Origin of the sequence: Aeromonas sp. SER (assembly GCF_038739615.1) — a bacterium.
In the GTDB taxonomy this organism is placed as follows: domain Bacteria; phylum Pseudomonadota; class Gammaproteobacteria; order Enterobacterales; family Aeromonadaceae; genus Aeromonas; species Aeromonas jandaei.
This window is the reverse complement of sequence record NZ_JBCGFC010000001.1, coordinates 107,380-134,254: the sequence shown is the minus strand read 5'-3', so window position 1 is coordinate 134,254 and position 26,875 is coordinate 107,380. Positions and strand designations below refer to the sequence as shown.

General features: G+C 61.3%; 23 protein-coding genes. 16 read left to right on the top strand and 7 right to left on the bottom strand.

The features are described 5' to 3' along the window. Positions 1-153 precede the first annotated feature (153 nt). Positions 154-702 carry a sugar O-acetyltransferase gene (locus AAHA41_RS00690; RefSeq protein ID WP_323068507.1) on the top strand — a complete coding sequence of 183 codons (549 nt, stop codon included), beginning with the start codon at positions 154-156 and terminating at the stop codon, positions 700-702. A 368-nt stretch (positions 703-1,070) separates the two neighbouring features. On the opposite strand, the gene AAHA41_RS00685 is transcribed toward AAHA41_RS00690, so the two are convergent. Together AAHA41_RS00685 and AAHA41_RS00680 are read right to left on the bottom strand one after the other, a co-directional pair. After that, positions 1,071-1,619 (bottom strand): NAD(P)H nitroreductase, encoded by a 549-nt coding sequence (locus AAHA41_RS00685; protein WP_033114114.1) that lies wholly within the window; start codon positions 1,617-1,619, stop codon positions 1,071-1,073. Positions 1,620-1,724: 105 nt separating this feature from the next. Continuing rightward, positions 1,725-3,752, bottom strand: a complete 2,028-nt coding sequence (locus tag AAHA41_RS00680; protein WP_323068505.1) for an NADPH-dependent 2,4-dienoyl-CoA reductase — start codon at positions 3,750-3,752, stop codon at positions 1,725-1,727. Between the two features lie 209 nt (positions 3,753-3,961). Between AAHA41_RS00680 and sppA the strand changes: the two genes are divergently transcribed. Beyond that, complete coding sequence (gene sppA, locus AAHA41_RS00675; RefSeq protein ID WP_323068504.1) at positions 3,962-5,806, top strand: signal peptide peptidase SppA; 1,845 nt, start codon at positions 3,962-3,964, stop codon at positions 5,804-5,806. A 94-nt stretch (positions 5,807-5,900) separates the two neighbouring features. On the opposite strand, the gene AAHA41_RS00670 is transcribed toward sppA, so the two are convergent. After that, entirely contained in the window at positions 5,901-6,821 is a 921-nt protein-coding gene (locus AAHA41_RS00670; RefSeq protein ID WP_042031678.1) for a L,D-transpeptidase family protein, read from the bottom strand. Between the two features lie 517 nt (positions 6,822-7,338). Between AAHA41_RS00670 and AAHA41_RS00665 the strand changes: the two genes are divergently transcribed. From AAHA41_RS00665 to AAHA41_RS00645, 5 genes are all read left to right on the top strand, one after another. Next, positions 7,339-8,364, top strand: coding sequence for an ABC transporter permease subunit (locus AAHA41_RS00665; RefSeq protein WP_124241361.1), 1,026 nt, complete (start codon positions 7,339-7,341; stop codon positions 8,362-8,364). A 112-nt stretch (positions 8,365-8,476) separates the two neighbouring features. After that, entirely contained in the window at positions 8,477-9,514 is a 1,038-nt protein-coding gene (locus AAHA41_RS00660) for an ABC transporter permease subunit (protein ID WP_323068502.1), read from the top strand. Between the two features lie 10 nt (positions 9,515-9,524). Continuing rightward, on the top strand, positions 9,525-10,511 hold the full coding sequence (locus AAHA41_RS00655; protein WP_323068501.1) for an ABC transporter ATP-binding protein: 987 nt from the start codon (positions 9,525-9,527) through the stop codon (positions 10,509-10,511). Then, the gene (locus AAHA41_RS00650) at positions 10,508-11,497 is read left to right on the top strand and encodes a dipeptide ABC transporter ATP-binding protein (RefSeq protein ID WP_323068499.1); all 990 of its coding nucleotides are present in this window, start codon (positions 10,508-10,510) and stop codon (positions 11,495-11,497) included. Before AAHA41_RS00655 ends, AAHA41_RS00650 begins: the two co-directional genes overlap by 4 nt. An 85-nt stretch (positions 11,498-11,582) precedes the next feature. After that, complete coding sequence (locus tag AAHA41_RS00645) at positions 11,583-12,374, top strand: transporter substrate-binding domain-containing protein (protein WP_323068498.1); 792 nt, start codon at positions 11,583-11,585, stop codon at positions 12,372-12,374. Between the two features lie 14 nt (positions 12,375-12,388). On the opposite strand, the gene AAHA41_RS00640 is transcribed toward AAHA41_RS00645, so the two are convergent. Further along, on the bottom strand, positions 12,389-13,000 hold the full coding sequence (locus AAHA41_RS00640; protein WP_042031690.1) for a YitT family protein: 612 nt from the start codon (positions 12,998-13,000) through the stop codon (positions 12,389-12,391). Between the two features lie 241 nt (positions 13,001-13,241). On the opposite strand from AAHA41_RS00640, the gene AAHA41_RS00635 reads away from it, so the two are divergent. The 5 genes from AAHA41_RS00635 to AAHA41_RS00615 all read left to right on the top strand — a co-directional run bounded on the left by AAHA41_RS00635 (position 13,242) and on the right by AAHA41_RS00615 (position 17,719). Then, positions 13,242-14,591, top strand: a complete 1,350-nt coding sequence (locus AAHA41_RS00635) for a UDP-glucose/GDP-mannose dehydrogenase family protein (RefSeq protein WP_323068496.1) — start codon at positions 13,242-13,244, stop codon at positions 14,589-14,591. Then, a complete protein-coding gene (locus AAHA41_RS00630; protein ID WP_323068494.1) occupies positions 14,588-15,601 on the top strand; it encodes an NAD-dependent epimerase in 1,014 nt (337 codons plus the stop codon). The genes AAHA41_RS00635 and AAHA41_RS00630 overlap by 4 nt, the downstream gene beginning before the upstream one ends. Before the next feature lie 112 nt (positions 15,602-15,713). Continuing rightward, positions 15,714-16,319: a DUF2076 domain-containing protein gene (locus AAHA41_RS00625; protein WP_041207926.1), complete on the top strand. Its 606-nt coding sequence runs from the start codon at positions 15,714-15,716 to the stop codon at positions 16,317-16,319. 204 nt (positions 16,320-16,523) lie between these two features. After that, entirely contained in the window at positions 16,524-16,712 is a 189-nt protein-coding gene (locus AAHA41_RS00620; RefSeq protein WP_323068493.1) for a hypothetical protein, read from the top strand. A 155-nt stretch (positions 16,713-16,867) separates the two neighbouring features. Beyond that, on the top strand, positions 16,868-17,719 hold the full coding sequence (locus AAHA41_RS00615) for a lytic transglycosylase domain-containing protein (protein WP_041207925.1): 852 nt from the start codon (positions 16,868-16,870) through the stop codon (positions 17,717-17,719). An 8-nt stretch (positions 17,720-17,727) separates the two neighbouring features. On the opposite strand, the gene AAHA41_RS00610 is transcribed toward AAHA41_RS00615, so the two are convergent. Both AAHA41_RS00610 and AAHA41_RS00605 read right to left on the bottom strand, forming a co-directional pair. After that, the gene (locus AAHA41_RS00610; protein WP_279006856.1) at positions 17,728-18,291 is read right to left on the bottom strand and encodes a YgjV family protein; all 564 of its coding nucleotides are present in this window, start codon (positions 18,289-18,291) and stop codon (positions 17,728-17,730) included. Positions 18,292-18,348: 57 nt separating this feature from the next. Beyond that, positions 18,349-18,924 (bottom strand): Crp/Fnr family transcriptional regulator, encoded by a 576-nt coding sequence (locus AAHA41_RS00605; RefSeq protein ID WP_323068490.1) that lies wholly within the window; start codon positions 18,922-18,924, stop codon positions 18,349-18,351. Positions 18,925-19,166: 242 nt separating this feature from the next. Between AAHA41_RS00605 and ettA the strand changes: the two genes are divergently transcribed. From ettA to AAHA41_RS00590, 3 genes are all read left to right on the top strand, one after another. Then, positions 19,167-20,834, top strand: a complete 1,668-nt coding sequence (gene ettA / locus AAHA41_RS00600; protein WP_005358378.1) for an energy-dependent translational throttle protein EttA — start codon at positions 19,167-19,169, stop codon at positions 20,832-20,834. Between the two features lie 126 nt (positions 20,835-20,960). Beyond that, positions 20,961-21,278, top strand: coding sequence for a hypothetical protein (locus AAHA41_RS00595; RefSeq protein WP_005349395.1), 318 nt, complete (start codon positions 20,961-20,963; stop codon positions 21,276-21,278). Between the two features lie 266 nt (positions 21,279-21,544). Then, the gene (locus tag AAHA41_RS00590) at positions 21,545-22,888 is read left to right on the top strand and encodes an NCS2 family permease (RefSeq protein ID WP_033114095.1); all 1,344 of its coding nucleotides are present in this window, start codon (positions 21,545-21,547) and stop codon (positions 22,886-22,888) included. Between the two features lie 172 nt (positions 22,889-23,060). Here AAHA41_RS00590 and gltX read toward each other — a convergent pair whose 3' ends face one another. Continuing rightward, on the bottom strand, positions 23,061-24,476 hold the full coding sequence (gltX, locus tag AAHA41_RS00585) for a glutamate--tRNA ligase (RefSeq protein WP_323068488.1): 1,416 nt from the start codon (positions 24,474-24,476) through the stop codon (positions 23,061-23,063). Between the two features lie 275 nt (positions 24,477-24,751). Here gltX and AAHA41_RS00580 point away from each other — a divergent pair, with 275 nt between their 5' ends. Next, positions 24,752-26,854 carry a methyl-accepting chemotaxis protein gene (locus tag AAHA41_RS00580; RefSeq protein WP_323068487.1) on the top strand — a complete coding sequence of 701 codons (2,103 nt, stop codon included), beginning with the start codon at positions 24,752-24,754 and terminating at the stop codon, positions 26,852-26,854. The last annotated feature ends 21 nt before the right edge of the window (positions 26,855-26,875 follow it).

Genomic DNA, 26,875 nt, shown 5'->3' with positions numbered 1-26,875 from the left:
TTTGGCGACAACCTCATGCCATCAGGGCTCCCGTTCGGGGGCCCTGATTCTTTCCGACAAACTATTCTCACTAGGTCCCCACTCTGGGAAGCTCTTCACGCTTCATTGCTCCACAACGCTTTACCATCTCCTATCCAACCGTAAGGAGGCTCCATGAACGAATATCAGAAGATGATCAGCAGCCAGCCCTATAACTGCATCGACCCGGAATTGATGGCGATACGGCGCGAGGCGGCGGCACGCTACCGCCGTTTCAATCGGGCAGAGGAAGAGGATGCACAACGGGCGCTGTTGCAGGAGCTGGTCGGCGAGCTGGCAGAGGGAGCCTTTATCTGTCCGCCCCTCTACTGCACCTATGGCCGCCACATCCACCTTGGCAAAAACAGCTACATCAACATGGGTGCCACCCTGCTGGACAACGCCCCCATCCGTATCGGGGCAGAGGTGATGATCGGGCCAAACGTGCAGATCTATACCGCTGCCCACTCACAGGAGGCCGATGAACGGGTGAAAGGGGTCGAGAAGGCGCTGCCCATCACCATAGAAGACAAGGTCTGGATCGGTGGTGGGGCCATCCTGCTGCCCGGGGTCACCATAGGACGGGAGGCAATTGTCGGCGCCGGAGCCGTGGTCACCAAGGATGTGCCGGCAGGCGCCAGAGTGGCGGGCAATCCAGCCAGGAGAGTGGAACGAACCAGCTGACGCATCACTGCAACCATACGCGGCCCGTGTCAGCAGACGCATAACCCCATAAAAAATAAAGCCCAATGTCACGAAGACGTTGGGCTGTTTAAAAAGGTGCTACGGAATTGCGACTCTCATCGCAGAAAAATTAGAAGGAGTGCCCTTCTAAACTGGCAAGAGGGATATTAATAGACGCGAAAACGTTTTACATAGCGAAATACACCAGGATTGAGAGGTGTATCTCACTATTTAAATAATTACCTGCTACGCCTCGCCGACCCCCTTGGAGCCGTTTATTTTCTCCCACCACTCTGGTTACTATTCACGGTTAAACAAAAAGCCCCTGCACTGAGGGGCTTTCTCTTTTTGACTATTTACCGGGCAACCTAGAAGTGGCGGACAAACTGCTCGATAGGCAGTTCACGCAGCTTGCGCGCTTCCAGCATGGGGGTGCCGAGGTAGAGGAAGCCCACCAGCTGATCTTCTGCCGCCAGTCCCAACCCCTTGTTGATCTGCTCGTCGAAGATAAACCAGCCGGAGCGCCAGATGCCGTTGAAACCCTGCGCCTGTGCCGCCATCTGCATCGCCATCACGGCGCAACCGGCCGAGAGCTCCTGCTCCAGCTTCGGCACCTTGGGGTGCTCCTGATAACGGGTTGCCACCGCGATGACCAGCGGTGCCCGCAGCGGCGCCTCGCTGCACTTCTTGATGCTCTCTTCATCCTCGCCACGAGCACGGGCCGCCTCGGCCAGCAGCTTGCCCAGCCGCTCGCGGCCTTCCCCTTCAAACAGAATGAACTGCCAGGGAGTCAGGGTGCCGTGATCCGGCGCGCGCAGCCCCGCCTTCAAAATATTGTCGAGCACCTCGCCAGCAGGAGCGGGATCGGCGAGACGGCCACAGGAGTGGCGGTTGAGCAGCAGGGTGAGGGCATCCATGGGCAATTCCTTCTTGGGCAATGATGGCGCTACCTTAGCACAGCGCCGAATGAAGAAAACCCCTGAGGCTCAGGGGTTTATCTCCTTCATGATGGCGGGGAGAGATTAGATGACCGCCGCCAGTTCGGCGCCCTGTCTGATCGCCCGCTTGGCATCCAGCTCGGCAGCCACATCGGCACCACCTATGATATGCACCGGCTTGCCTGCGGCCTGCAGACCGGCCTGCAGCTCCTTGAGGGGCTCTTGTCCGGCGCAGATGATCACCTGATCCACCGGCAGACACTGCTGCTTGTCACCCACCTGAATATGAAGCCCGTCGTCATCGATGCGCAGGTACTGCACGCCGGAGAGCATCTGCACCTTGCGGTTCTTGAGCACGGTACGGTGGATCCAGCCGGTGGTTTTGCCAAGGCCGTCGCCCACCTTGCTCTCCTTGCGCTGGAGCAGCCAGATCTGGCGCTCTGGCGCATCGATTTCAGGGGTGGTGAGGCCACCGCGCTCGCCGAGATGCTTGTCGATACCCCACTCCTTGAGCCAGTGATCACGATGCCCCTCGGCATCCATCTCCACCTTCTTCTCGACCAGATACTCAGCAACATCAAAGCCGATGCCACCAGCGCCGATCACCGCCACCTTCTGGCCGACCGGCTTGTGATCCCGCAATACATCGAGGTAGTTCAATACTTTGGGATGCTCGATCCCCGGGATATTGGGAGTACGCGGGCGGATACCGGTGGCGAGGATCACCTCGTCAAAGCCGCCGCCGAGCAGGCTCTCGGCACTCTGGCGCTGACCGAGGTAGAGCTCGACGCCGCACTTCTCGAGCCGCTTGGCGAAATAGCGCAGGGTTTCGTGAAACTCCTCCTTGCCCGGGATCTGCTTGGCGAAGTTGAACTGGCCGCCAATCTCGCTCGCCTGATCGAACAGGCTCACCTGATGGCCGCGCTCGGCAGCGTAGCAGGCAAAGGCCAGCCCTGCGGGGCCCGCCCCCACCACTGCCAGCTTCTTGGGCTGCGGCACGCGGCCAAACGTCAATTCGGTTTCGAAACAGGCACGAGGATTGACCAGGCAGGAGGCCCGCTTCTGCTTGAACACATGGTCGAGGCAAGCCTGATTGCAGGCGATGCAGGTGTTGATCTCGTCCGCCCTGTCCTCGGCGGCCTTGATGACAAATTCCGGGTCAGCCAGGAAGGGGCGCGCCATGGAGACCATGTCCGCCTCGCCGCCTGCCAGAATGCGCTCGGCCACCTCGGGAGTGTTGATCCGGTTAGTAGTGATAAGCGGTACCTTGAGGTGTTTTTTCAGCTCGGCAGTGACCCAGCTGAAAGCGCCGCGCGGCACGCTGGTGGCGATGGTGGGAATGCGCGCCTCATGCCAGCCGATACCGGTGTTGATGAGGGTCACCCCCACCGCCTCCAGCGCTTTGCCAAGGGCAATCACCTCTTCCAGAGTCGAGCCCTGCTCCACCAGATCGAGCATGGAGAGGCGGAAGATAATGATGAAGTCAGTGCCGACCCGCTCGCGGATGGCGCGGACAATTTCCACCGGGAAGCGCATCCGCTTCTCGAAGCTGCCACCCCAGCCATCGCTGCGCTGGTTGGTGCGCTCGCAGATGAACTGGTTGATGAGATAGCCTTCCGAACCCATCACCTCAACCCCGTCATAACCGGCCGCCTTGGCCAGTGCTGCGGTGGCAGCGAAGTCGCGGATGGTGCCGCGGATCTGCCGCTCGCTCATGGCGCGCGGCTTGAAGGGGGAGATGGGCGCCTTGAGGGAGCTTGGCGCCAGACTGAACGGATGGTAGGCGTAGCGGCCCGCATGGAGGATCTGCAGCGCTATCTTGCCCCCCTCCTTATGCACGGCACTGGTCACCTTCTTGTGCTTGCTTACCTGCCAGGGAAAGCTCAGCTGGGAGCCGTGAGGCACCAGCCGTCCACGCAGGTTGGGGGCAATGCCGCCGGTGACGATAAGACCGACGCCGCCGCGGGCGCGCTCGGCGTAGAAGGCGGCCAGCTTGTCAAAACCGCCCTTCTCCTCTTCAAGGCCGGTATGCATGGATCCCATCAAGACGCGGTTGCGCAGCTGGGTGAAGCCGAGATCGAGCGGGGTCAGCAGGGTTGGGTAACGACTCACGACGCCTCCAGTTAATTTTTTGTTATCAAACTGCAACTAGAGTAAAGAATCGAAAATGCTTTTTCAAACAATTGTTTGGATGATTTTTCAGCGAACAGCCGTGCCCTGAACGAAGTTAAGCGGTAACTCTTTGCAGGAAATGGCAATTGAGGGGCCAACTGGTTAATAATGAGCCCTCTTTAACCCATTAACAGGGCGATAACTCGACTATGTCTATCTTCAAAGGTCTGGGTTGGCTGTTCCGCACGCTGTGGCGCCTGCTCAATTTCACCCGGCTGATGCTGGTCAATCTGCTGTTTCTCGCACTGGTGCTGGTCATCGTCTACAGCGTTGGCCAGAAAGAGGCTCCGGAGACGCCCATCGAAGGCGCTCTGACCCTCAACCTCAACGGCGTACTGGTGGAACAGCGCAGCACGACCGATCCCACCTCGCAACTGCTGCGCCAGATGGACAACAGCGACGAGCAGCCGAGCGAGATCCTCCTCTCCGACCTGCTGTGGGCCATTCGCAGCGCCAAGGATGACGATCGCATCAAGGCGCTGGTGATCAAACCGCAAGGGCTGCAGGGCACCAGCTTCTCCAAGCTGCAGGAGGTGACTGCCGCCATCGACGAGTTCAAGGAGAGCGGCAAACCGGTTATCGCCATGGCCGACTTCTACAGCCAGGGCCAATACCTGCTGGCCGCCCATGCCGATCACGTGCTGCTCAACCAGAGCGGCGCCGTGGTGATAGAGGGGCTCGGCGTCTACCAGACCTACTTCAAGTCGGCGCTGGAGAAGCTCAACATCACCCCGCACGTGTTCAAGGTCGGCACCTACAAATCCTTCGTCGAGCCCTATACCCGCGACGAGATGTCCCCCGAGAGCAAGGAGGCAAACCAGCGCTGGCTGGATCAGCTGTGGCAATCCTATGTGGCCGATGTAGCCGAGCAGCGCGAAATCGAACCGGACGCCGTGGCACCGGGCAAGGATCGCTTCCTCGAGCTGCTGCGCAAGGCCGGTGGCAACGCCGCCAACTACGCCCTCGACAACGGGCTGGTGGATCAGCTGGCGACCCGCGACGAGATGACCCAGGCGGTCATCAAGGAAGTGGGCGAGAGCGATGACCACGGCTGGAAAGGGGTTGGCCTGAAAGAGTATCTGGCTGCCATCCCGGATCAGTATCCCCAGAGCGGCAAGGATGAAGTCGGTCTGGTGGTCGCCAGCGGCGCCATCATGGATGGCGTCCAGCCTGCCGGCACCATCGGCGGCGATACCCTCTCCGACCTGCTGGCCGATGCTCGCCGCGATGACAAGGTGAAAGCCGTGGTCCTGCGGGTCGACAGCCCGGGCGGCAGCGCCTTCGCCGCCGAGCAGATCCGCGCCGAGCTGCTGGCCCTGAAACAGGCGGGCAAGCCGGTAGTCGTCTCCATGGGCAGCTACGCCGCCTCCGGTGGCTACTGGATCTCTGCCGATGCGGACAAAATCTTCGCCTCACCGACCACTCTCACCGGCTCCATCGGGGTGTTCGGCATGTTCGCCACCATCGACAAGGCGCTCTCCCAGTACGGCGTGCACACTGACGGCGTCGGCACCACCGATTATGTCGGCGTCGGCCTGACCCGCGCCTTGCCGGAACATGTCGGTCAGGCGATCCAGCTGAACGTCGAGGATACCTACCAGCGCTTCGTCGGTCTGGTGAGCAAGGGCCGCGGCCTGAGCCCGGAAGAGGCGGAGAAAGCGGCTGAAGGTCGGGTCTGGACTGGCGAGGACGCCAAGGAGCTCGGTCTGGTGGATGAGTTCGGCAACCTCAATGACGCCATCAAGGCCGCCGCCGAGCTGGCCAACCTCAAGGAGTGGCAGGTGACCCCCATCGAGCAGGAGGAGTCCACCAAGGACAAGTTCCTGCGCCAGCTGTTTGACAGCAGCGCCCGCGTGCTCGCCCCGCAGCTGCAGAGCTGGCTGCCGGCCGGCTTTGGCAAGGCGCTGAGCGAGGTGAACCGCTCTCTCGACCCGTTGACCCGCTTCAACGACCCGCAAGGCACCTACGCCTTCTGCCCGGTCTGCATGCCATAAGATGCAGCAAACGAAGCAATAAAAAACGGCGACCATCTGGTCGCCGTTTTCTTTGCCTGCCTTGCCAGTTCCTCTGCACTGGCAGAGCGTTCAATCAGGGATTGAGACGGGTCGGCAGGCCGGTACGCTGCTCCAGCACCTGCTTGACCACGTTGGAGTCAGACTCGGCATGGGCGATGAAGCGGGTGATGGCCGGAGTCATCGGGAGCGGCACGGAGGCGGTGGAGTTGAACTCCTCCTCGTTGCGCGACAGCGGCTCGTGCACTTCCATGTAGCGACCGCCATCCGGCTCGACCGAGGTCTTGACCGGCTGGTTGACGAACTGGACACGGGTGCCGACCGGTACGTTGTCGAACAGATACTTGATGTCGTCGGCGCGCAGACGGACGCAACCGCTGCTCACCCGCAGACCGATGCCGAAGCTGGCGTTGGTGCCGTGGATGGCATAGAGGTTGCCGATGTAGAGGGCGTGCAGACCCATGGGGTTATCCGGGCCAGCCGGCCATACCGCAGGCAGGGTAACGCCTTGGGCGGCATAACGGCGACGGATGTTCTCGGTCGGGGTCCAGGTCGGGTTGGCGCGCTTGCGCTCTACCTTGGTGATCCAGTTCTCCGGGGTGTTGACTCCCAGCTGGCCGATGCCGATGGGCAGCACTTCCACCACGTTCTTGCCTTTCGGGTAGTAGTAGAGGCGCATCTCGGCGACGTTGATGACGATCCCTTCGCGGGGGGCGTTGGGCAGGATCAGCTGATGGGGGATGATCAGGGTGCTACCCGCCTTCGGCAGATAGGGATCAACGCCCGGGTTGGCTTCCATGATGTTGGTGAGACCCAGCTGGAAGTCAGCGGCGATCTGCTCCAGCGGACGGTTGTCCGCGGGCACCACGTATTCCTGGTTCTCGCCGATCAGGCGGCTGTTGGCCGCAGGCAGAGTGTATTCAACGGCAGCGGCCTGCTGGCTGACCAGGGCAAGTGTGCAAAAAAGCGCCGAAGCGGCAGTGCGAAGGGGATTCATAAAATTCCTGTGTGGTTTCCTGTACCAAATGGGCCAGAGGCCGTCTCATCCTCGGTCTGCCGGTGGCGGGTAAACCTGCACCACGGCGCCAATAACCGAGCGCGCATTCTTTCCCGAGTCGGCCAAAATTTCAACTTTGTTGTCCCGCTTTTGTTGTTAAAAAGCGTCGTTTGTGCGGCAATCGCGCTCAAGCTGGCAAAAGCCACTGTGACACAAGGCAACCAAACGGCGGATGAACAGGATCGGGCGGGCATCCAGAAAGCGCCAGATCGCCCCGCAAACAGGGGAGGCACAAGCTAATTGTTTCACTCATGAAACGGATATCAAAACGTTTGTCTCACAGGCAGATACAATCTCATTTGCTGCGGGGCCGACAAAATGGCGCAAAGCGCAGCCATAGCACCGCCCGACGCGATTATTTGATTGATCTGGCTCGGGTTTATGTTTACCAATGAAGCATTGCGGCCAATCAGGGAGATGAGGGGCCGCCAGCAACCACCAAGGACGAGGTTTCGCCATGTTGTCGTATCTGCTGCGCCGCACGCTGCTCATCATTCCGACCTTTCTTGGCATCACCCTGCTGGTCTTTACCGTCACCCGATTTGTGCCGGGCGGGCCGGTGGAACGGATGCTGATGCAGGCGCAGGTGTCGCAGCATGAGGGGGGCCGCTCCGGCGGCAGCAAGGGGGCGCAGGCCCTCTCCGACGAGCAGATCGAGGAGCTCAAGGCCTTCTACGGCCTCGACAAGCCGATGCTGGTCGCCTACTGGGAGTGGCTGCAGAAGCTGGCGGTGCTCGATCTCGGCGATTCGACCCGCTACTACGAACCGGTTTGGGATCTCATCAAGGAGCGGCTGCCGGTCACCGCCTTCTTCGGCGTGGCCACGTTCGTGCTGAGCTACGCCGTCTCCATCCCGCTCGGGGTAGCCAAGGCGCTCAAACACAACAGCCGCTTCGATTCCCTCAGCTCCATGCTTATCTACATGGCCTATGCCCTGCCCGCCTACGTGGTGGGGATCTTTCTCATCACCGTCTTCGCGTTTCATCTGGAGTGGCTGCCCATGGGGGGCTTCCCGGGGGACGAGTACGACTCGATGACCAGCAGCTGGGATCAGATCCGCACCCTCTTTGCCCATGCCCTGCTGCCGCTTATCGCCTATGCCATCGGCGATTTCGCCATCCTCACCATGACCATGAAGAACAGCCTGATGGAGAACCTCTCGGCCGATTACGTGCGTACCGCGGTGGCCAAGGGGCTGCCATTTCGCCGGGCCGTTACCGATCACGCCATGCGCAACAGTCTGATCCCCATCGCCAGCCATCTGGGCTCTGTGCTCACCGTCTTCTTCGGCGGCTCCTTTCTCATCGAGACCATCTTCAACATCGACGGCATCGGCCTGCTCGGTTACGAGGCGATCGTCGAGCGGGACTATCCCACCGTGATGGGCATTCTTGCCATCACCTCCATGCTGATGCTGGTGGGCAATATCGTCTCCGACATCTGTGTTGCCATCGTCGATCCCCGCGTACGGTTTGGAGAGTGAAGATGAGCCCCCTTTCTCTTTTTACTGTCAGATTGAAACAACGCCATATCGCCCCCGCTATCTGCGTTGCAATCCGGTTCGTCGATCCCCGCGTGCGGTTCGGAGAGTAGCCATGAACCCCGTCACCCTGAAAAAACTGAAGCGATTCAAGTCGATCAAGCGCGGCTACTACTCCTTTATCCTGTTCACCCTGCTGGTACTGGTTTCCCTGCTGGCGGAGCTCCTGGTCAACAGCCGGGCGCTGGTGGTGAGCTATCAGGGCACCCTCTACTTCCCCACCTACAGCGCGGTGATCCCCGGTCGCCACTTCGGCTTCGACTACGACTACGAGACCAACTACCGCCAGCTCAAGAGCCGCTTTGCCCATGAGCAGAAGGGGGATTGGGTGCTGCTGCCGCCGGTGCCATGGAACCCCTATGAGCAGGATTTCAAGGAGGATGCCTACCCCCCTTACGCCCCCAGCCTCTCCGATCGCCACGTCTTCGGCACAGATACCGGCGGGCGCGACGTGCTGGCGCGGCTGGTCTATGGCTTTCGCATCGCCATCTGTTTCGCCTTTATCGCGCTGGTGGCCAGCTATGCCATCGGGGTCACCGTCGGCTGCCTGATGGGCTTTCTCGGCGGCCGTTTCGACCTCATCCTGCAGCGCTTTATCGAGATCTGGTCACAGGTGCCGTTTCTCTACGTCATCATGATCCTGGTGTCGCTCACCAAGCCCGACTTCAGCCTCTTTGTCGCCATCAACGTGCTGTTCGGCTGGATGGGGATCACCTGGTACATGCGCACCCTCACCTACAAGGAGCGGGCGCGAGACTATGTGATGGCGGCACGGGCGCAGGGAGCGAGCACCGGGCGCATCATCTTCCACCACATTCTGCCCAACACCCTGATGATGATCGTTACCCTGGCCCCCTTCTCGGTGGTGGGCAACATATCCACCCTGACCGCCCTCGACTATCTGGGCTTTGGCCTTGCGCCGCCGACCCCGAGCTGGGGGGAGCTGCTCTCGCAGGGGATCAACAACCTCGACGCCATCTGGATCGTCAGCTCGGTGGTGGCGGCGGTGAGTCTGGTGCTGATCATGGTCTCCTTCATCGGCGAGGCCATCCGCGAGGCATTCGACCCGCGCCCCTTCACCCGTTATCAGTAGGAGCTGCGCCATGTCCTCCCCCATGCTCACCGTACGCGACCTCGAGGTCACCTTTACCGTCGACGGGGACGAGCTCAAGGTGCTCGATGGCGTCAGTTTCAGCGTCGCACCGGGACAGACCCTCGGTCTGGTCGGTGAATCGGGCTGCGGCAAGAGCGTCACCGCGCTGGCCATCATGGGGCTGCTGCCCCGCCCCCACGGCCGGGTGGTAGCCGGCACCATCGATTTTGAGGGGGAGGATCTTCTCGCCCTCCCTCCCAAACAGATGCACAGGGTGCGCGGCAACCGTATCTCGATGATCTTTCAGGAGCCGATGACGGCCCTCAATCCGGTGCAGACGGTGGGGGAGCAGCTGATGGAGGTGTTTCGCCTCCATCGCCCCGAGTATGACAAGGCCCAGCGCAAAGCCGCGGCCATCGCCATGCTGCAGAAAGTGGGTATCCCTGAACCGGCCCAGCGCTTTGCGGTCTATCCCCACAACCTCTCCGGCGGCATGCGCCAGCGGGTGATGATCGCCATGGCGCTCGCCTGCGAGCCCGATCTGCTCATCTGCGACGAGCCGACCACGGCGCTGGATGTCACCATTCAGGCCCAGATCCTCGACCTGATGAAGGGGCTGCAGGCCGAGACCGGGATGGCCATCCTCTTTATCACCCACGACCTTGGCGTGGTGGCGGAGCTGTGCGACGAGGTGGTGGTGATGTACGCCGGGCGGGCGGTAGAGCAGGCCGACGTGTTCGAGCTGTTTGACCACCCCCGCCACCCCTATACCCACGGTCTGATGAGCTCGATCCCGCGCCTCGAGGATGAGCCCAAGAGCTTACTCAAGACCATCAAGGGACAGGTGCCGGCCCTGCACGAGATGCCGGCCGGCTGCCGCTTCGCCAACCGCTGCCCCCACGCGACCGATCTCTGCATCAGCGCCATTCCGGCGGTGGAACAGTTAAATCCGCGCCACCATGTCGCCTGTCACTACTGGAAGGAGTTGACCCCATGAGCACTCTGTTATCGGTCAGGGATCTGAAACAGCACTTCCGGCTGGGAGGCGGGTTCCTGCGCAAGCAATATACGGTTCACGCGGTGGATGACATCAGCTTCGACCTCAAGCAGGGAGAGACGCTGGGGCTGGTGGGGGAATCGGGCTGCGGCAAGTCGACCTTGGGGCGCACCCTGCTCAAACTGTTCGAGCCAAGCGGCGGCACCATCACCTTCGAGGGGCGCGATATCACCCGCCTCAGCCCTCGCGAGATGCGCTCTTTGCGTCAGGAGATGCAGATGGTGTTTCAGGATCCCGCAGAATCCCTCAACAGCCGTCATACTGTGGGGCAAATTCTGGAGGAGCCCTTTATCATCCACGGCAAGGGCAGCACGCAAGAGCGGCGCGCCTGGGTCGATGAGTTGCTGGCCAAGGTCGGGCTGCCCACCAGAGCGCGGGATCGCTACCCCCACGAGTTTTCCGGCGGCCAGCGCCAGCGCATCGGTATCGCCCGCGCCATCGCCCTGCGCCCCAAGCTGCTGATCTGCGACGAGGCGGTCTCGGCCCTCGATGTTTCGGTGCAGTCGCAAATCATCAACCTGCTGCTCACCCTGCAGCGGGAGATGCAGCTCGCCATCATCTTCATCGCCCACGATCTGTCGGTGGTGAAACATATCTCGGATCGGATTGCGGTGATGTATCTGGGCAGGATCGTCGAACTGGCGGATGCCCAGTCGCTCTATCTGGCGCCGCGCCACCCCTATACTCAAGCGCTGATCTCGGCTATTCCGGTGCCGGATCCACGTCGGCGCAGCCAGCGCATCCTGCTGACCGGCGATGTCCCCTCCCCCATCACCCCTCCCGCCGGCTGCCACTTCCATCCGCGCTGTCCCCATGCCACGGCGCACTGCAAAAACGTGGCGCCAACCCTCGAAGGGAAGGATGAGAGCAGTCATCTGGTGGCGTGCCATCTGCCTCTGGCGACACCCGAACCGGAACAAGGCTGACAGGCCGGCGAGATCCCGGACCTGCCACACGGCACCGGGATCCCCGTCATACTCAAGGCAAGTCACAGCAACCCGGGGCTCCACGATGCGCCACCCGTTCGCTCTTCTCGCTCTGCTTGTCAGCCTCGCCCCCCATGCCAGACCGCTCCAGCTGGCGGTACAGGAGTTTCCCCCCTACAGCTTCACAGACCAGAGCAAGCATCTGGTCGGTGCCTATGTGGAGATGGTCGATGCCGTCTGTCATGAGTGGCCTGACGGCTGCACCATCACCCAGCTCCCCAACCTCAGGGCACGAAAGCTATTGGAGGTGGGTGAGCTGGACGGCATGTTTCCGCTCGCCCGAAGTCCGGAACGGGAGCAAAGCCTACGTTTTTCCCACCCCCTCGGCGCCGCCAGCTGGGGATTTTTCGTCCACTCCGAATCCCCTGAACCGGCACTGACCCGAGAGACGCTCTCTGGCGCCATCGTCGGGGTCACCCGCAACTCGTTCAGCCAGTATCTACTGGAGGAGCTGGATCGCCGCTTGCAGCAGCAGGGAAATGTGCCACTCCATATCCGGCTCAATACCACGGACTCGATCCGCAGCCTGCAAAAGCTGACGCGAAGCAGCCGCTACCAGCTCTATTTCTCCAATGTGGATGTGGCCCGCTACTACCTGGCGAGCGGCAGCCATCAGGATATCCGGCCCCTGCAGATAACCCATCAAGCCAACTATCAGGTGGGCTTCAACAAAACGAGGATGAACGAGACGCATCTGGCCGCCTTTGACCAGATTCTGGACAAGCTGGAGCGGGAGGGGAAATTCGAGCAGATCAGGGCGCGCTGGCAGCTGCCGGCACCGCTGACCAGCGGTGCGCGGCAGACTCTCTATCCCTGACGGGCGAGCCTCGATCAGGCGATCTGGTAGCGCCCCGGCTTGTGGTTGAGTGTCAACACCAGATTACAGATAACCGCCGCCACGATGGAGAGGGCCAGAATCCAGGGTTGCACCACGAAGAACGAGGCGATGACGATGGCGCAATCGAGCCCCATCTGCAGCTTGCCCGCCCGGATGCCAAAGCGATCCTGAATAAAGAGCGCCAGAATATTGAAGCCCCCCAGACTCGACTTGTGGCGAAACATGATGAGCAGCCCCATGCCGATCAGGGTGCCACCGATCAGCGCCGCATAGAGGGGCTCTATCTTGCCGATCTGCAACACGCCGTTGAGGTGATCGGTCATGTAGGAGACCGCCGCCACCGAGACGAAGGTGTTGAGGGTAAAGCGCGGTCCCATCCTGAGCCAGGCGAGCGCGTAGAAGGGCAGATTGATGCCGAAGAAGAGCAGACCAAAGCTGATGCCCGTCACCTGTTGCAGCAGCAGCGCCAACCCGGCCGTGCCGCCGGTGAGCAGGCCAACCTGATGAAACAGGAAGATGCCGAGGGAGACGAAGCCTGCCGCGGTCAGCAGGGCCAGCACATCCTCATAGACGGGATGGGCAGTACGAGTCGAGGTGTTGTCCATAACCTGTATCCAAGCGAAGTAAATGGAGAGTGTCTGTCGCCTGCCCTATTCGGCAGGCTGCGAGCCCTGTCGGCAGGGCTTCGTTATGAGGTCCAGTCTATTTTTTGTGAAAATGATCACAACAAGGGGGCTGCACGCCCCATTCTGGTGCCTGTCATCCGGCATTGACACCCGCTGCACCAAGATGCAGCATGCCGCCCTCTGACACCCCGCATCCCATCCGCAGCAAGAGGCATTTTTCATGAAGGTCACCATTTTTGGCACAGGCTATGTCGGGCTGGTTCAGGCCGCCGTTCTGGCCGAGGTGGGCCATCAGATCTGCTGCATTGATGTGGATGAGGGGCGGATCGCCGCGCTTCGGCAGGGCCAAATCCCCTTCTACGAGCCGGGGCTGGCCCCGCTGGTCGAGAGCCATCTGGCCAGTGGTCGTCTGCACTTCTCTGCCGACCCCGCCGTTGGAGTCGAGCACGCCGACCTGCTGCTCATCGCAGTAGGCACACCCGCAGATGAGGATGGCTCTGCCGATCTGCAACATGTGCTGGCGGTGGCCGACACCATAGGCCGGCTGATGAGCCGCCCCAAGCTGGTGGTGACCAAGAGCACTGTGCCGGTCGGCACGGCGCAGCAGGTGCGGCAGCACATTCAGGCGCAGCTACTTGAGCGTGACGTAGCCCTCGAGTGCGACGTGGCCGCCAATCCCGAGTTTCTCAAGGAGGGGGCAGCTGTCAGCGACTGCATGCGGCCGGATCGCATCATCATCGGCTGTGACAGCGAGATGGCGCTGGAGCAGTTGCGCGCCCTCTACGCCCCCTTCAACCGCAACCACGACCGGATCGTGGTGATGGACCTACGTAGTGCCGAGCTCACCAAGTACGCCGCCAACGCCATGCTGGCCACCCGCATCTCCTTTATGAACGAGATCGCGACACTCGCCGAGGAGCTGGGGGCCGATATCGAGGCGGTGCGCCAGGGGATGGGGGCCGATCCCCGCATCGGTTACCACTTTCTCTACCCGGGCTGCGGCTATGGCGGCTCCTGCTTCCCCAAGGATATCCAGTCCCTGCTGCACACAGCCCGCCGCGTCGACTGCGATACCCCGTTGCTCGCCGCGGTCGAACAGGTCAACCAGCGCCAGCAGCAGAAGATGGCCGAGCGGCTGCTGAGTCACTTCGGCCCGGATCTGCGCGGCCGCACGTTTGCCCTGTGGGGGCTGGCGTTCAAACCCGGCACCGACGACATGCGCGAAGCGCCGAGCCGCCCGCTGCTGGCCGCCATCTGGGCTGCTGGTGGCAAGGTGCAGGCGTTTGATCCCAAGGCGATGGCTCGCGCTCGCGAACTTTACGGCGAGCGACCGGATCTGCTGCTCTGCCCGACTCAGGAATCTGCACTGGAGGGGGCCGATGCCCTGCTCATCTGCACCGAGTGGCAATCCTTCCGCGTCCCCGACTTTGCCCGGATGAAGAGCCTGCTCGCCAACCCCGTCATCATCGACGGGCGCAACCTCTACGATCCGGTGCGCCTGCACCAGCAGGGCTTTTGCTACTACGCCATAGGGCGGCCTCACCTCCCTCTCACGCAGGTGCAACCATGAGCTGGCTGGTGACCGGGGCCGCCGGTTTTATCGGGTTTCACGTGGCCAGCCGGCTCTGCGCGGCAGGTCATCGGGTGGTGGGTATCGACAACCTCAACGACTACTACGAGGTAAGTCTGAAAGAGGCGCGACTGGCACAATTGGCCAGCTATCCCCATTTCCACTTCGAGCGGGTCGATCTGGCTGATCGCGAAGCGATGGCGGCACTCTTTGCCCGTCATGGCTTCGAGCGGGTAATCCATCTGGGAGCGCAGGCGGGAGTGCGCTACTCGCTGGAAAACCCGTTTGCCTACGCCGACAGCAACCTCACCGGCATGCTAACGGTGCTGGAGGGGTGCCGCCAGCACGGCATCCGGCATCTGCTCTACGCCTCCTCCAGCTCGGTTTATGGTCTGACCGACCAGATGCCCTTCACCACCGAGCAACCAGTGGATCACCCGGTCTCCCTCTACGCCGCCACCAAGAAGAGTGGCGAGCTGATGGCTCACGCCTATTCCACGCTCTATGGCCTGCCCACCACAGGGTTGCGCTTTTTCACCGTCTACGGCCCCTGGGGTCGGCCCGACATGGCCATCATCAAGTTCACCCGCGCCATCCTCGCGGGCGAGCCTATCGACGTCTATAACCACGGCGATCTCAGCCGCGACTTCACCTTTATCGACGACATCGTCGAAGGGATCCTCGCCGTGGCCGACCTGCCGCCCTGTCCCAATCCCGATTGGCACGCCAGCGAGCAAAGCCCGGCCGAGAGCGCCGCGCCCTATCGCATCCTCAACATCGGTCATGGTCAGCCGGTGCGGCTGCTCGACTTTATCGAGGCGCTGGAAGAGGCCCTCGGCAAACCCGCCATCAAGCGGATGCTGCCGATGCAGGCGGGCGACATGCACGCCACCTGGGCCGACAGCGAGCCCCTCCACACCCTCACCGGCCTGCGCCCTGCCACCTCCATCAAGGAGGGGGTCGCCGCGTTCGTCCGCTGGTATCTCGACTACTACCAGCCCGGCGCGTGAAATTGCCGGGCTGCAGCCCTTGGTCGCCGATGAGTTAATCCGGTACCACTGGCTTGCCACGCGTTTTAGGATGGCTGAACGCACTGTCTGCGCACCATAGCGAGGATTTGAGATGCAACAACAGGAACAGGGTCTGATCGATGGACTGTTCGACCGCCTCAAGCAAGCGCAAGCCAGGGATAGCAAGCGAGACCAACAAGCGGATCTGCTGATCCGCCAGCATCTGGCCCAGCAGCCCGATGCCCCCTACTACATGACCCAGGCGCTGCTGATCCAGCAGGCTGCCCTTACCCGCCTCAACGAGCGAGTCAAGGAGCTGGAGGCCAGCCAAAGCAGTTCGAGCGGTGGCAGTTTTCTCTCCGGCCTGTTCGGTGGCGAGAGCACTCCGCCCCCGCGCTTCACGCCGCCACCGGCAACTGCGCCTGCCCAACCCGCTTCCCGTACCAGCTCCTTTCTCGGTGGCGCCCTGCAAACCGCAGCCGGGGTTGCCGGCGGGGTCATGCTGGCCGACATGATCGGCGGACTGTTTCACAGCAACCGACCCGAGGAGATCATCGACATCATAGAGCCAGCGCCCATTGCCAATCCGGTCGATGCAGAACCGGTACGCTGGGACGGCTGGGATTCACCTCCCGATGATGGCGGCAGTTTTCTCGACGACGATAGCCAGAGTGGCGGCTGGACCGACAGTGACGATAACAACGGCGGTTTCTTCTAACCGTTACACAACCACAGGCCCCGCATGTGGCGGGGCCCAACTCGATACGAAACCCATGACTATGGAAAGTGTGATGACACCACGGACCGGCAGCAGCATGACGCGATATAATCACTTCGCTTCGTGCCACCCGGGAGACACTCCCGACCCCAGGCGCTCTGTCCGTGGCCACGCAACACCCCCATGACGACAAGGAGCCACCTCATGATCCGAACCCTTCTCCTGATTGGCGCCGCCATCGCGGCCTATGCCCTGACCCATAACCACACCCTGTTTCCCCTTATCAGCATGTTGATCCTGCTTTCGCTCTGGGTTGTCAGCGAAATTGGCAGCTTCTATCGCGCGCTTCCTCCCGCCGACCTGGATGAGCATGAGTATCACCACGACTTCTAACCCGATGAAAAGTGGTATGAAACTCTCGCAATGCCGTTAGTTCCATACCATTTTGCTCTCTGAAATCCCCCCGCTATAACAACAGGATCCACTGCCTTCATGGCGATGGCAGCCATGTTCCTCTATATCTTCTCTACTCAAGCAGGAGATAAACGATGGGGAAGATCAGCGAAAACGGACTGTTTTTGCTGCTTTTTTTGTCGTCGCTACTGGCGGGCATTCCGCAGACGGCACAGGGCAGGGATTTCAGACAAGCCCCCAGGGCAATGACGGCGCTCAGGCAGGGGCAGGCAGCCCAGCACAGCGGCAATCTGCAAAAGGCGATTGCCCTCTACTGCGTAGCCGCCAGCACCGGCAATCCCGAAGGTTACTTCCGGATCGGGCGTCTGCTCGCCACCGGCCCCGCCTCGGTGCGCAGCGCGAAAATGGCCAACAGCTATCTCGCCATGGCGATGCGCCTGGGCAACCAGCAGGCCAGCCGCTACTACAACCCGCGGGTCGGCAATGCCCCCATGGGCGATCAGTGCGGTGTCGGCATGCGCGGCGGACAAGGGAGTTATTTCGCCCTGCCCAGCACACCGTTCAATGTCGAGGCCTATCTGGCGCGCCAGTCACCGGGCAAACAGAAGCTGGCCACCATGCTGCGCCACGCAGCCAAGCGCCATCAGGTCGATGTGCGGCTGGTGCTGGCCATCGCCATTGCCGAATCCAACCTCGAAAGCCGCGCCGTCTCCGCCAAGAATGCGCAGGGGGTGATGCAGCTGATCCCCGAAACCCAGCAGCGTTTTGGTGTCACTCAACCCTTTGATCCGGCACAGAACATCAAGGGTGGCGTCAGTTATCTCAAGTGGCTGGATCGCCGCTTCGATGGCGACTGGGTACTGATCTCGGCAGCCTACAATGCAGGCGAGAAGGCAGTTGAGCGCTATGGCGGTATACCGCCCTATGACGAGACCCGAGAGTATGTCAAACGGGTGCTCTACTTCGCTGGCCACAAGCAGCCCTGAGCGAACTCTCAGTTGCCAGTCCGCTCGGAAGGCTGCTCCGGATTGCGACAACTATGGTTATGACCGCTACCGGCCGAATAGTGGAAGCCATAGTGGCGATAGTAGCCCACCAGATTGCTGACCAGAAACAGCCCCTCCATCAGAGCGGCGACCGGAGAGCCCACCAGCAGGTTGTTGACCAGCCAGCAGAGGGTGCCGAGCAGCATCCAGCGCCGCAGTTGGCGATCATCCGGGCAAAACGCGGCCCGGGTTTGCAGCAGGCTCGCCAGTAGCCCGACCAATGAGAGTACGCCCTGATAGGTCGCCAGCGCAGCCGCACAGGCCAACCCCATGAAAAACCACATCAAGATGCGGCGAACCAGCCAGATACTCACCAGAAAGCGCACGCTGGCCAGCAGCAACAGGCAGGCGGCCGACCACTGCCCGAGCAGGGCAAAGTGACCGGCATTGAGCGCGCAGGAGAGGGCCAGACAGGCCAAGATCCTGCGGCGATCCCGCAACTGAAACGACAACAGATCGAGCAGCAAGGCCAGGCTCACCACCAGTTGCGACCACAGAAACAGCGACATCATCCACCCCTCGTCCGTCATTTGGATGGCGCAGCATGAAGTGGCAACCGGCAGGTGGCATTAACCCGTGTTAATGCGCCTGCGGATCCGTGACAGGGTGACCGGGCTGATGCCGATGTAGTTGGCGAGCTGTACTTGGGTCAGTCGTGCCGGCCAGTGGGGGAAGGTGTGGCAGAGCTCCCGATAACGCTCTTCGGGCGAGTGGAGCAGCAAAAACGCCTCCTTGCGCTCCTTGTAACCGAGCTGCTGACGCAACAGAGTCATGCAGACCGGCTGCCAGACGGGCTCATCCAGCAGGGCGAGCGGCACCCGCACCACCTGCAACTCCGTCAGCGCCTCCAGCTGGTAGCGGGCGAGCGACCCCGTGAGCCAGCTGTCATAGAGCAGGCAAAGCTCCCCTTCGAAGTAGAACTCCTTGCAGCGCTCCTGTCCGTCCCGGGTGTAGTGGCAGGCGCGAGCGATGCCCGCTTCGATATAGAAGGCAGCCTCCTGTTCGGCCCCTTGCGCCAACAGCACCTGACCGGCTCGCAGCGTCTGCCGTGGCAAACGCTGACAGAGGGCTTCGCTCAGGGCGGCGTCCAATCCCATGGCACACAAAAAGGTGGCAAGCAGGGGGGCTTGAGGAGATGGGTTCATGACGGCTCCGGAACAAAACGGCAGCCCACATCATGCCCAAATTGCACGACTGATGCAGCAAGGCGTGACCCTGTTGGCAAAGGGGGGACATAGCCGGGTGCCGCCTTTGCCCCCCCTCGTCCGTTGGTTTACAATCGACGGGTTTTTTGGAACCCGGTTGACCTGTGTCGACTTGGCCCCACCACGACATCAGTCTGTTAATGCCAAGACATTAACCTGCTGAAAAGGAAGAGAATTAGCCAATGGCTCAATTTATTTACACCATGAACCGGGTCGGCAAGGTAGTGCCGCCCAAGCGTCATATTCTCAAGAACATCTCCTTGAGCTTCTTCCCGGGCGCCAAGATCGGCGTGCTGGGTCTGAACGGCGCCGGTAAATCCACCCTGCTGCGCATCATGGCAGGCATCGACACCGAGATCGAAGGGGAAGCCCGTCCGCAGCCCGGCATCAAGATTGGCTACCTGCCGCAGGAGCCGAAGCTGGATCCGGAGCAGACCGTACGCGAGGCGGTCGAAGAGGCCGTTGGCGAAGTGAAGCGCGCCATGGCCCGTCTGGACGAGGTCTATGCGGCCTACGCCGACCCGGATGCCGACTTTGACAAGCTGGCCCGCGAACAGGGCGAGCTGGAAGCCATCATCCAGGCTCAGGGTGGCCACAACATGGAAAACCAGCTGGAGCGCGCGGCCGATGCCCTGCGCCTGCCGGCCTGGGATGCCAAGATCAAGCACCTCTCCGGTGGTGAGCGCCGCCGTGTGGCACTGTGCCGTCTGCTGCTGGAAAAGCCGGACATGCTGCTGCTGGACGAACCGACCAACCACCTGGATGCGGAATCCGTGGCCTGGCTCGAGCGCTTCCTGCACGACTACGAAGGCACTGTCGTAGCCATCACCCACGACCGTTACTTCCTCGACAACGTGGCGGGCTGGATCCTGGAGCTGGACCGCGGCGAAGGTATCCCGTGGGAAGGCAACTACTCCTCCTGGCTGGAGCAGAAGGACGCCCGTCTGGCGCAGGAAGCAAGTTCCGAAGCTGCCCGTCGCAAGTCCATCGAGAAAGAGCTGGAGTGGGTTCGTCAAAACCCGAAAGGGCGTCAGGCCAAGTCCAAGGCCCGTATGGCTCGCTTCGAAGAGCTCAACACCAACGACTACCAGAAGCGCAACGAGACCAACGAGCTGTTCATTCCGCCCGGACCGCGCCTCGGCGACAAGGTGGTGGAAGTGGCCAACCTGCGCAAATCCTATGGTGATCGGGTGCTGATCGACGATCTGTCGTTTGCCATTCCGAAGGGTGCCATCGTCGGCATCATCGGCCCGAACGGTGCCGGTAAGTCGACCCTGTTCCGCATGATGTCGGGTCAGGAGCAGCCGGATTCCGGTGCCATCACCCTGGGTGAAACCGTGGTGCTCGCCTCTGTCGATCAGTTCCGCGACAGCATGGATGACAAGAAGACGGTATTCGAAGAGGTCGCTGACGGTCAGGATATCCTGCGCATCGGCAACTACGAGTTCCCGAGCCGCGCCTATATCGGCCGCTTCAACTTCAAGGGTTCCGACCAGCAGAAACGGGTTGGCGAGCTCTCCGGTGGTGAGCGCGGTCGTCTGCACCTGGCCAAGCTGCTGCAGACCGGCGGCAACGTGCTGCTGCTGGATGAACCGACCAACGATCTGGATATCGAAACCCTGCGCGCCCTCGAGAACGCTCTGCTGGAGTTCCCGGGTTGTGCCATGGTCATCTCCCACGACCGCTGGTTCCTCGACCGTATCGCCACTCACATCCTCGACTATCAGGATGAGGGCAAGATCGAGTTCTTCGAAGGTAACTTTACCGAATACGAAGAGTGGAAGAAGAAGACTTACGGCGCCGAGGCCATCCAGCCGCACCGCGCCAAGTACAAGCGCATCGCCAAGTAAGCGGTCGGTCGGCGCAAGCCGTACCATTGCAGCTGCGACCAGCGTCACAAGGGGAGCTCCGGCTCCCCTTTCTGTTGCCTTTTGGCTTACAATCCAAGACGGATAACATTGCATGGATGTACTGAAATGACCAAAAAACTGACCATCCAGATCCGGGTTGAACCCGGCTGTCTCGGGCCGGATGGCAAGGAACACATCGAAACCTTCTGCGTTGCCGCTGCCAAAATCTTCGAAGCGGTCGAGCCGGAGCTGGTGAGCTGGGTGCTGATCCCTCGCTATGACAAGAAGCTGCCGGAGCAGGAGTTCTTTCTCAACGATCTCAAGCTGAGCGAGGAGCAGGCCAGTCTCTTTCTGCGCCGCTTCGGCCGCGAGCTGGGGGAAGTGCAGGATCAGCTCGATTCGGTGCTGGCCCAGCTGGTGGAGCGCTACTTCAAAACTCTCTGATCTCTGCCCTCTCCACGCCAAAAAGGTTCTCCGACGAGAACCTTTTTTGTTGGCGAAAAAGCAAACGTTTGATCTTTTGCTCCATTCATTGATCCGCTTCGCAGATCCGGGGTTTGTAAACGGCGTCGCCTGTGTAAAAATGTGCGCGCTGTCACGGTATCAGGACGAGTCTGGTTACTTCTCCACCAGAAACAGGGCCATCACTCCCGCATGAATGGGAGCCCGCTCGCCTGCTGCTTATTTCACGTCACCTATTGGAATCCAACATGAATCAACCACAACAGGCCCCCACACAGGCTGCCGGGCAAGGATTGCTTGAGCGTCTGTTTGCCCTGAAGGGCCATGGCACCAACGCCCGCACCGAACTGATCGCCGGCATCACTACCTTCCTGACCATGGTCTATATCGTCTTCGTCAACCCGCAGATCCTCTCTGCGGCAGGCATGGACACCCAGGCAGTCTTTGTCACCACCTGCCTCATCGCCGGTATCGGCAGCATCCTGATGGGTCTGCTCGCCAACCTGCCCATCGCGCTGGCACCCGCCATGGGCCTCAACGCCTTCTTCGCCTTCGTGGTCGTGGCCGGTATGGGCTACTCCTGGCAAGTGGGTATGGGCACCATCTTCTGGGGCGCCATGGGTCTGTTGATCCTCACCCTGCTGCGGGTGCGCTACTGGCTGATCGGCAACATTCCGCTCACCCTGCGGGTCGGCATCACCGCCGGTATCGGTCTGCTGATCGCCCTGCTCGGCCTGCACAACGCCGGGATCGTCGTGGCCAGCCCCGCGACTATGGTGACCGTGGGCAACCTCACCTCCCTGCCCTGCCTGCTGGGTCTGCTCGGTTTCTTCCTGATCTGCATCTTCTCCGCCCGCGGCGTTCATTCCGCCGTGCTGATCGCCATCGTGGTCACCACGGCGCTGGGCTGGCTGTTTGGCGATGTCACCTTCAAGGGTTTCGTCTCCATGCCCCCCAGCATCGAGCCGGTGTTCGGTCAGCTGGATCTGATGGGGTCGCTCGACATCAGCCTCGCCGGAATCATCTTCTCCTTTATGCTGGTCAACCTGTTCGACTCCTCCGGCACCCTGATCGGCGTCACCAACCGCGCCAAGCTGGCCGATGACAAGGGCCACTTCCCGCGCATGAAGCAGGCACTGCTGGTCGATAGCGTCAGCTCGGTCGGCGGCGCCTTTATGGGCACCTCCTCGGTCACCGCCTTTATCGAGAGCAGCTCCGGCGTTGCCGTCGGCGGCCGTACCGGTCTGACCGCCATCGTGGTCGGCATTCTGTTCCTGCTGGCAATCTTCTTCTCTCCGGTCGCCGCCATGGTGCCGGCCTATGCCGCCGCTGGTGCTCTCATCTATGTGGGCGTGCTGATGTGCTCCGAGCTGACCCGGGTGAAGTGGGAAGACCTGACCGAAGCGGTACCGGCCTTCATGACTGCGGTGATGATGCCGTTCAGCTTCTCCATCACCGAGGGGATCGCCGTGGGCTTCATCTCCTACTGCGTGATGAAGGCGGGCACCGGCCGCTGGCGCGAGATCAACCCCTGCGTACTGGTGGTAGCCCTGCTGTTCGTCCTCAAGTTCTTCTGGGTAGACGGCCACTAAGTCAGGTTTTCGCCAACAAAAATGCCAGTCAGCTGACTGGCATTTTTTTATCCCAAACTATTCTCGGCCTGTGCGATGGCCATAAAAAAATCCGAAACCAGTGGTTTCGGATTTTTGCTATTCAGCATGTGGCAGAGCAGGGTTATCCCCTCGCCTGCCACATCGGCAGCAGTTACTCGGCAGCCACGCGGGCTTCGATGTAAGCCAGCGCGCGGTCGATACGGGCCAGAACGCGCTCCTTGCCGACCAGCGCCATCACGGCGTCGATGGCAGGGGATTGGCCCAGACCGGTGACGGCCACACGCAGCGGCATACCAACCTTGCCCATGCCCTGACCCAGCTCGGCAGCGGTCGCTTCAATCAGCTCGTGCAGTGCTTCGGTAGTCCAGCTATCCAGTGCAGCCAGCTTGGTTTTGGCCAGAGCCAGCGGCTCGGCAGCCACGCCGCGCAGGTGCTTCTTGGCAGCCGCTTCGTCGATCGCTTCGTACTCTTCGAACAGGTAGCGGCTCTGGGCAGCCATCTCGACCAGGGTGTTGCAGCGCTCGGCCAGCAGGGTGACCACATCGGCCAGCGCCGGGCCATTGCTGGTGTCGATCTTCTGGTTTTCCATGTGCCATGCCAGATGCTTGGCAACATAAGCCGGATCCAGGCTGCGCATGTAGTGGTTGTTCAGCCACAGCAGCTTGTCGGTGTTGAAGGCAGAGGCGGACTTGGAGATGGCATCCAAGCTGAACAGCTTGATCATCTCTTCCAGGCTGAAGATCTCCTGATCGCCGTGGGACCAACCCAGACGCACCAGATAGTTCAGCAGTGCTTCCGGCAGGTAGCCATCGTCGCGGTACTGCATCACGGAGACAGCACCGTGGCGCTTGGAGAGCTTGGCACCGTCGTCACCCAGGATCATGGAGACGTGAGCAAACTCGGGCACCGGCGCGTTCAGCGCCTTGTAGATGTTGATCTGGCGCGGGGTGTTGTTGATATGGTCTTCGCCACGCACCACGTGGGTGATCTCCATATCCCAGTCATCGACCACTACGCAGAAGTTGTAGGTCGGCGCGCCGTCGGTACGGCGGATGATCAGATCGTCCAGCTCGGTGTTGGCGAACTCGATGCGGCCACGGACGTGGTCATCGAACACCACGGAGCCTTCGGTCGGGTTGCGGAAGCGGATCACGTGCGGCGCATCGGCCGGGTGATCGTGGTCGTGGTCGCGGCACTTGCCGTCATAACGGGGCTTCTCGCCGTTGGCCATCTGGCCTTCACGCAGCGCTTCCAGACGCTCTTTGGAGCAGTAGCACTTGTAGGCGCGGCCGTCAGCCAGCATCTCGTCGATCAGCGCGTTGTAGCGATCGAAGCGCTTGGTCTGGTAGTAGGGGCCCTCATCCCAGTTCAGCTCCAGCCATTCCATGCCCTCAATGATGGCGTCGATGGCCTCCTGAGTGGAACGTTCCAGATCGGTATCCTCGATACGCAGCACAAACTCACCGCCCTGGTTCTTTGCAAACAACCAGGAATAGAGTGCGGTACGGGCACCGCCGACATGCAAAAAGCCGGTCGGGCTGGGAGCAAAACGGGTTTTGACTTTCATCTTTAAGCCTTGTGTAGAGGGCCTTGGGCCAATTCGTTAAAAAAACCGTCGCATTTTAGCACCGACAATCACGGATGGGAAAACCATGAAGCCGCAAAGGGCAAAGTAGCGGGTTAAATTTGCGCAACGCCCCCCTGCCCCCCTGATCTTTGAAGGGGATCGCAGAACAAAATCCCCATTTCCGATTTGCTATGCATAGCGCTGGAGAGCTGCCTCCTCCTGCCGATATCCAGACAACTCTCAACGCCCCACGCAACAAGAACAAGGAAGAGACGATGCAGTTCCGTTCAATCCAGACCCGAATACTGGTCATGGCCGGGATCGCCATGACGACAGCCCTGGTCATCCTGATCCTGCTCAACCAGTACTCCGGTCAACAGACCCAGAAGCTGACCATCAGCTCCAGCCGCGCCGCCCTGCAGCAGGAGGCATGGCAGAAGGTCAGTGCCAACGCCCGCGCCGAAGCGGCCACCATCACCCAGCTGTTGCAAAAAGGGCTCTCCTACACCCAGCAGATGGCCAGCGTCTTCGCCCAGCAACAGCAGGGCAAGCTGCCGCTCGATCGTCAGCAAGCCACCGACCTGCTCAAGGCTCAACTCGCCCTTGAGCCTCAGCTCTACGGCGCCTTCGCCGGCTTCGAGCCCAACGGCTTCGACAATCAGGATGCCAGCTTTGCCGGCCAGACTGCGCTGGGCAGTGACAGCAAGGGGCGCTTTGTCCCCTACTTCTATCGCGACAAGGACAAGGTCGGCACAGATCTGCTGCTCTCCATCGAGAAGAGCGAGACCGACAGCTTCGGCAACCCGGCCAACGACTACTACGCCTGCCCGAAACGGGAGGGGCGCTCCTGCCTCATCGATCCCTTCAAGGTGGATATCAACGGCCAGCAGGTGCTGGTGAGCACCATCACCACTCCCATCATGGTGGATGGCCAGTTCAGGGGGATCGCCGCGCTCGATCTGGCGGTGGACTCCATCAGCCGTCAGGCCCAGTCCCTCAACAGCAACATCTATGACGGCAAGGGGGAAACCCTGATCGTCAGCGCCGCCGGCGTCATCACCGGCACCAGCGGCGATGCCAGCCTGCTTGGCAGCAGCGCCGAGAAGGTGCTGGGCAGCCAGTGGCAGCAGTACCTGAAGCCGGAACTGCAGCGTCAGGAGCTGAACAACTCGTTTCGCATCTCGGTGCCCATCATGGTGCCGGGCATGAGCCGCAACTGGGCCATCATCGTCACCCTGCCCTATCAGGTGGTGCTGGCGGGAGCCGATCAGCTGGAGAACCAGTTGGGCGAGATGAACCGCACCGCCGTGACCCAACAGCTGGTCGGCGCCTTTGTCGTGCTGGTGCTGGCGCTGGTCACCATGCTGATGATCGCCCGCAGCATCACCGGCCCCATCCGCCAGATGGTCAGCCTGGTGGATGATATCGCCGATGGCGAGGGCGATCTCACCAAGCGCCTCAACACCCGCTCGGTGGACGAGCTGGGGGATCTGGCCAAGGGGATCAACCGCTTCATCGACAAGCTGCAGGGGCTGCTCGGGGATGTGCTGAAAACGGCCAGCGAAGTGAATCGCCATGCCGGCGATACCGACCGCATCGCCGGCCAGACCGACACCAACCTGCAGCATCATCAGGCCGAGATGGAACAGATGCTGACCGCGGTGCAGGAGATGTCCTACGTCAGTCAGGAGGTCGCCACCCACGCCAACAACACCGCCGACTCGGCCAAGCAGGCGCAAAGCGCCGCCGATCAGGGCAAGGAGCGCTTCCAGCAGGTGATCCAGTCGATGCACAAGGTCGCGGCAGAAGCCGGTAAAGGGGCCGAAGTGGTGGAAGGGCTGGCCCACGACAGCGAGCAGATCACCAGCATCCTCACCGTCATTCAGGGGATTGCCGATCAGACCAACCTGCTGGCCCTCAACGCAGCCATCGAGGCAGCACGGGCCGGTGAGCAGGGGCGCGGTTTCGCGGTGGTCGCCGACGAGGTGCGCAAACTGGCGGGCAACACCCAGCAGGCAGTGCAGAACACTCAGGAGCTAATCGAGAAGATCCGCCACAGCTCGACCAACGCGGTCAACGCCATCAACCAGAGCCAGCAGCTGACCCATCAGGCGGTGGGCGAAGCGGATCTGGCGGAAGAGGCACTTGGCAGCATCTACAAGGCCATCTCCACCATCAACGACATGACCTACCAGATCGCCTCCGCCGCCGAAGAGCAAAGCTCGGTCTCCGAGACGGTCTCCGGCAACCTGTCAAAAACCAACGCACTGGCCAACGACATCGCTCAGGATGCGACCGAAACGGCCAAAGCCAGCCAGGCACTGCGCCAGGCAGCCGACAAATTGCAGCAATTATTGGGACAATTTCGTCTCAGCTGATAATTTTCCACCTCAGGACTC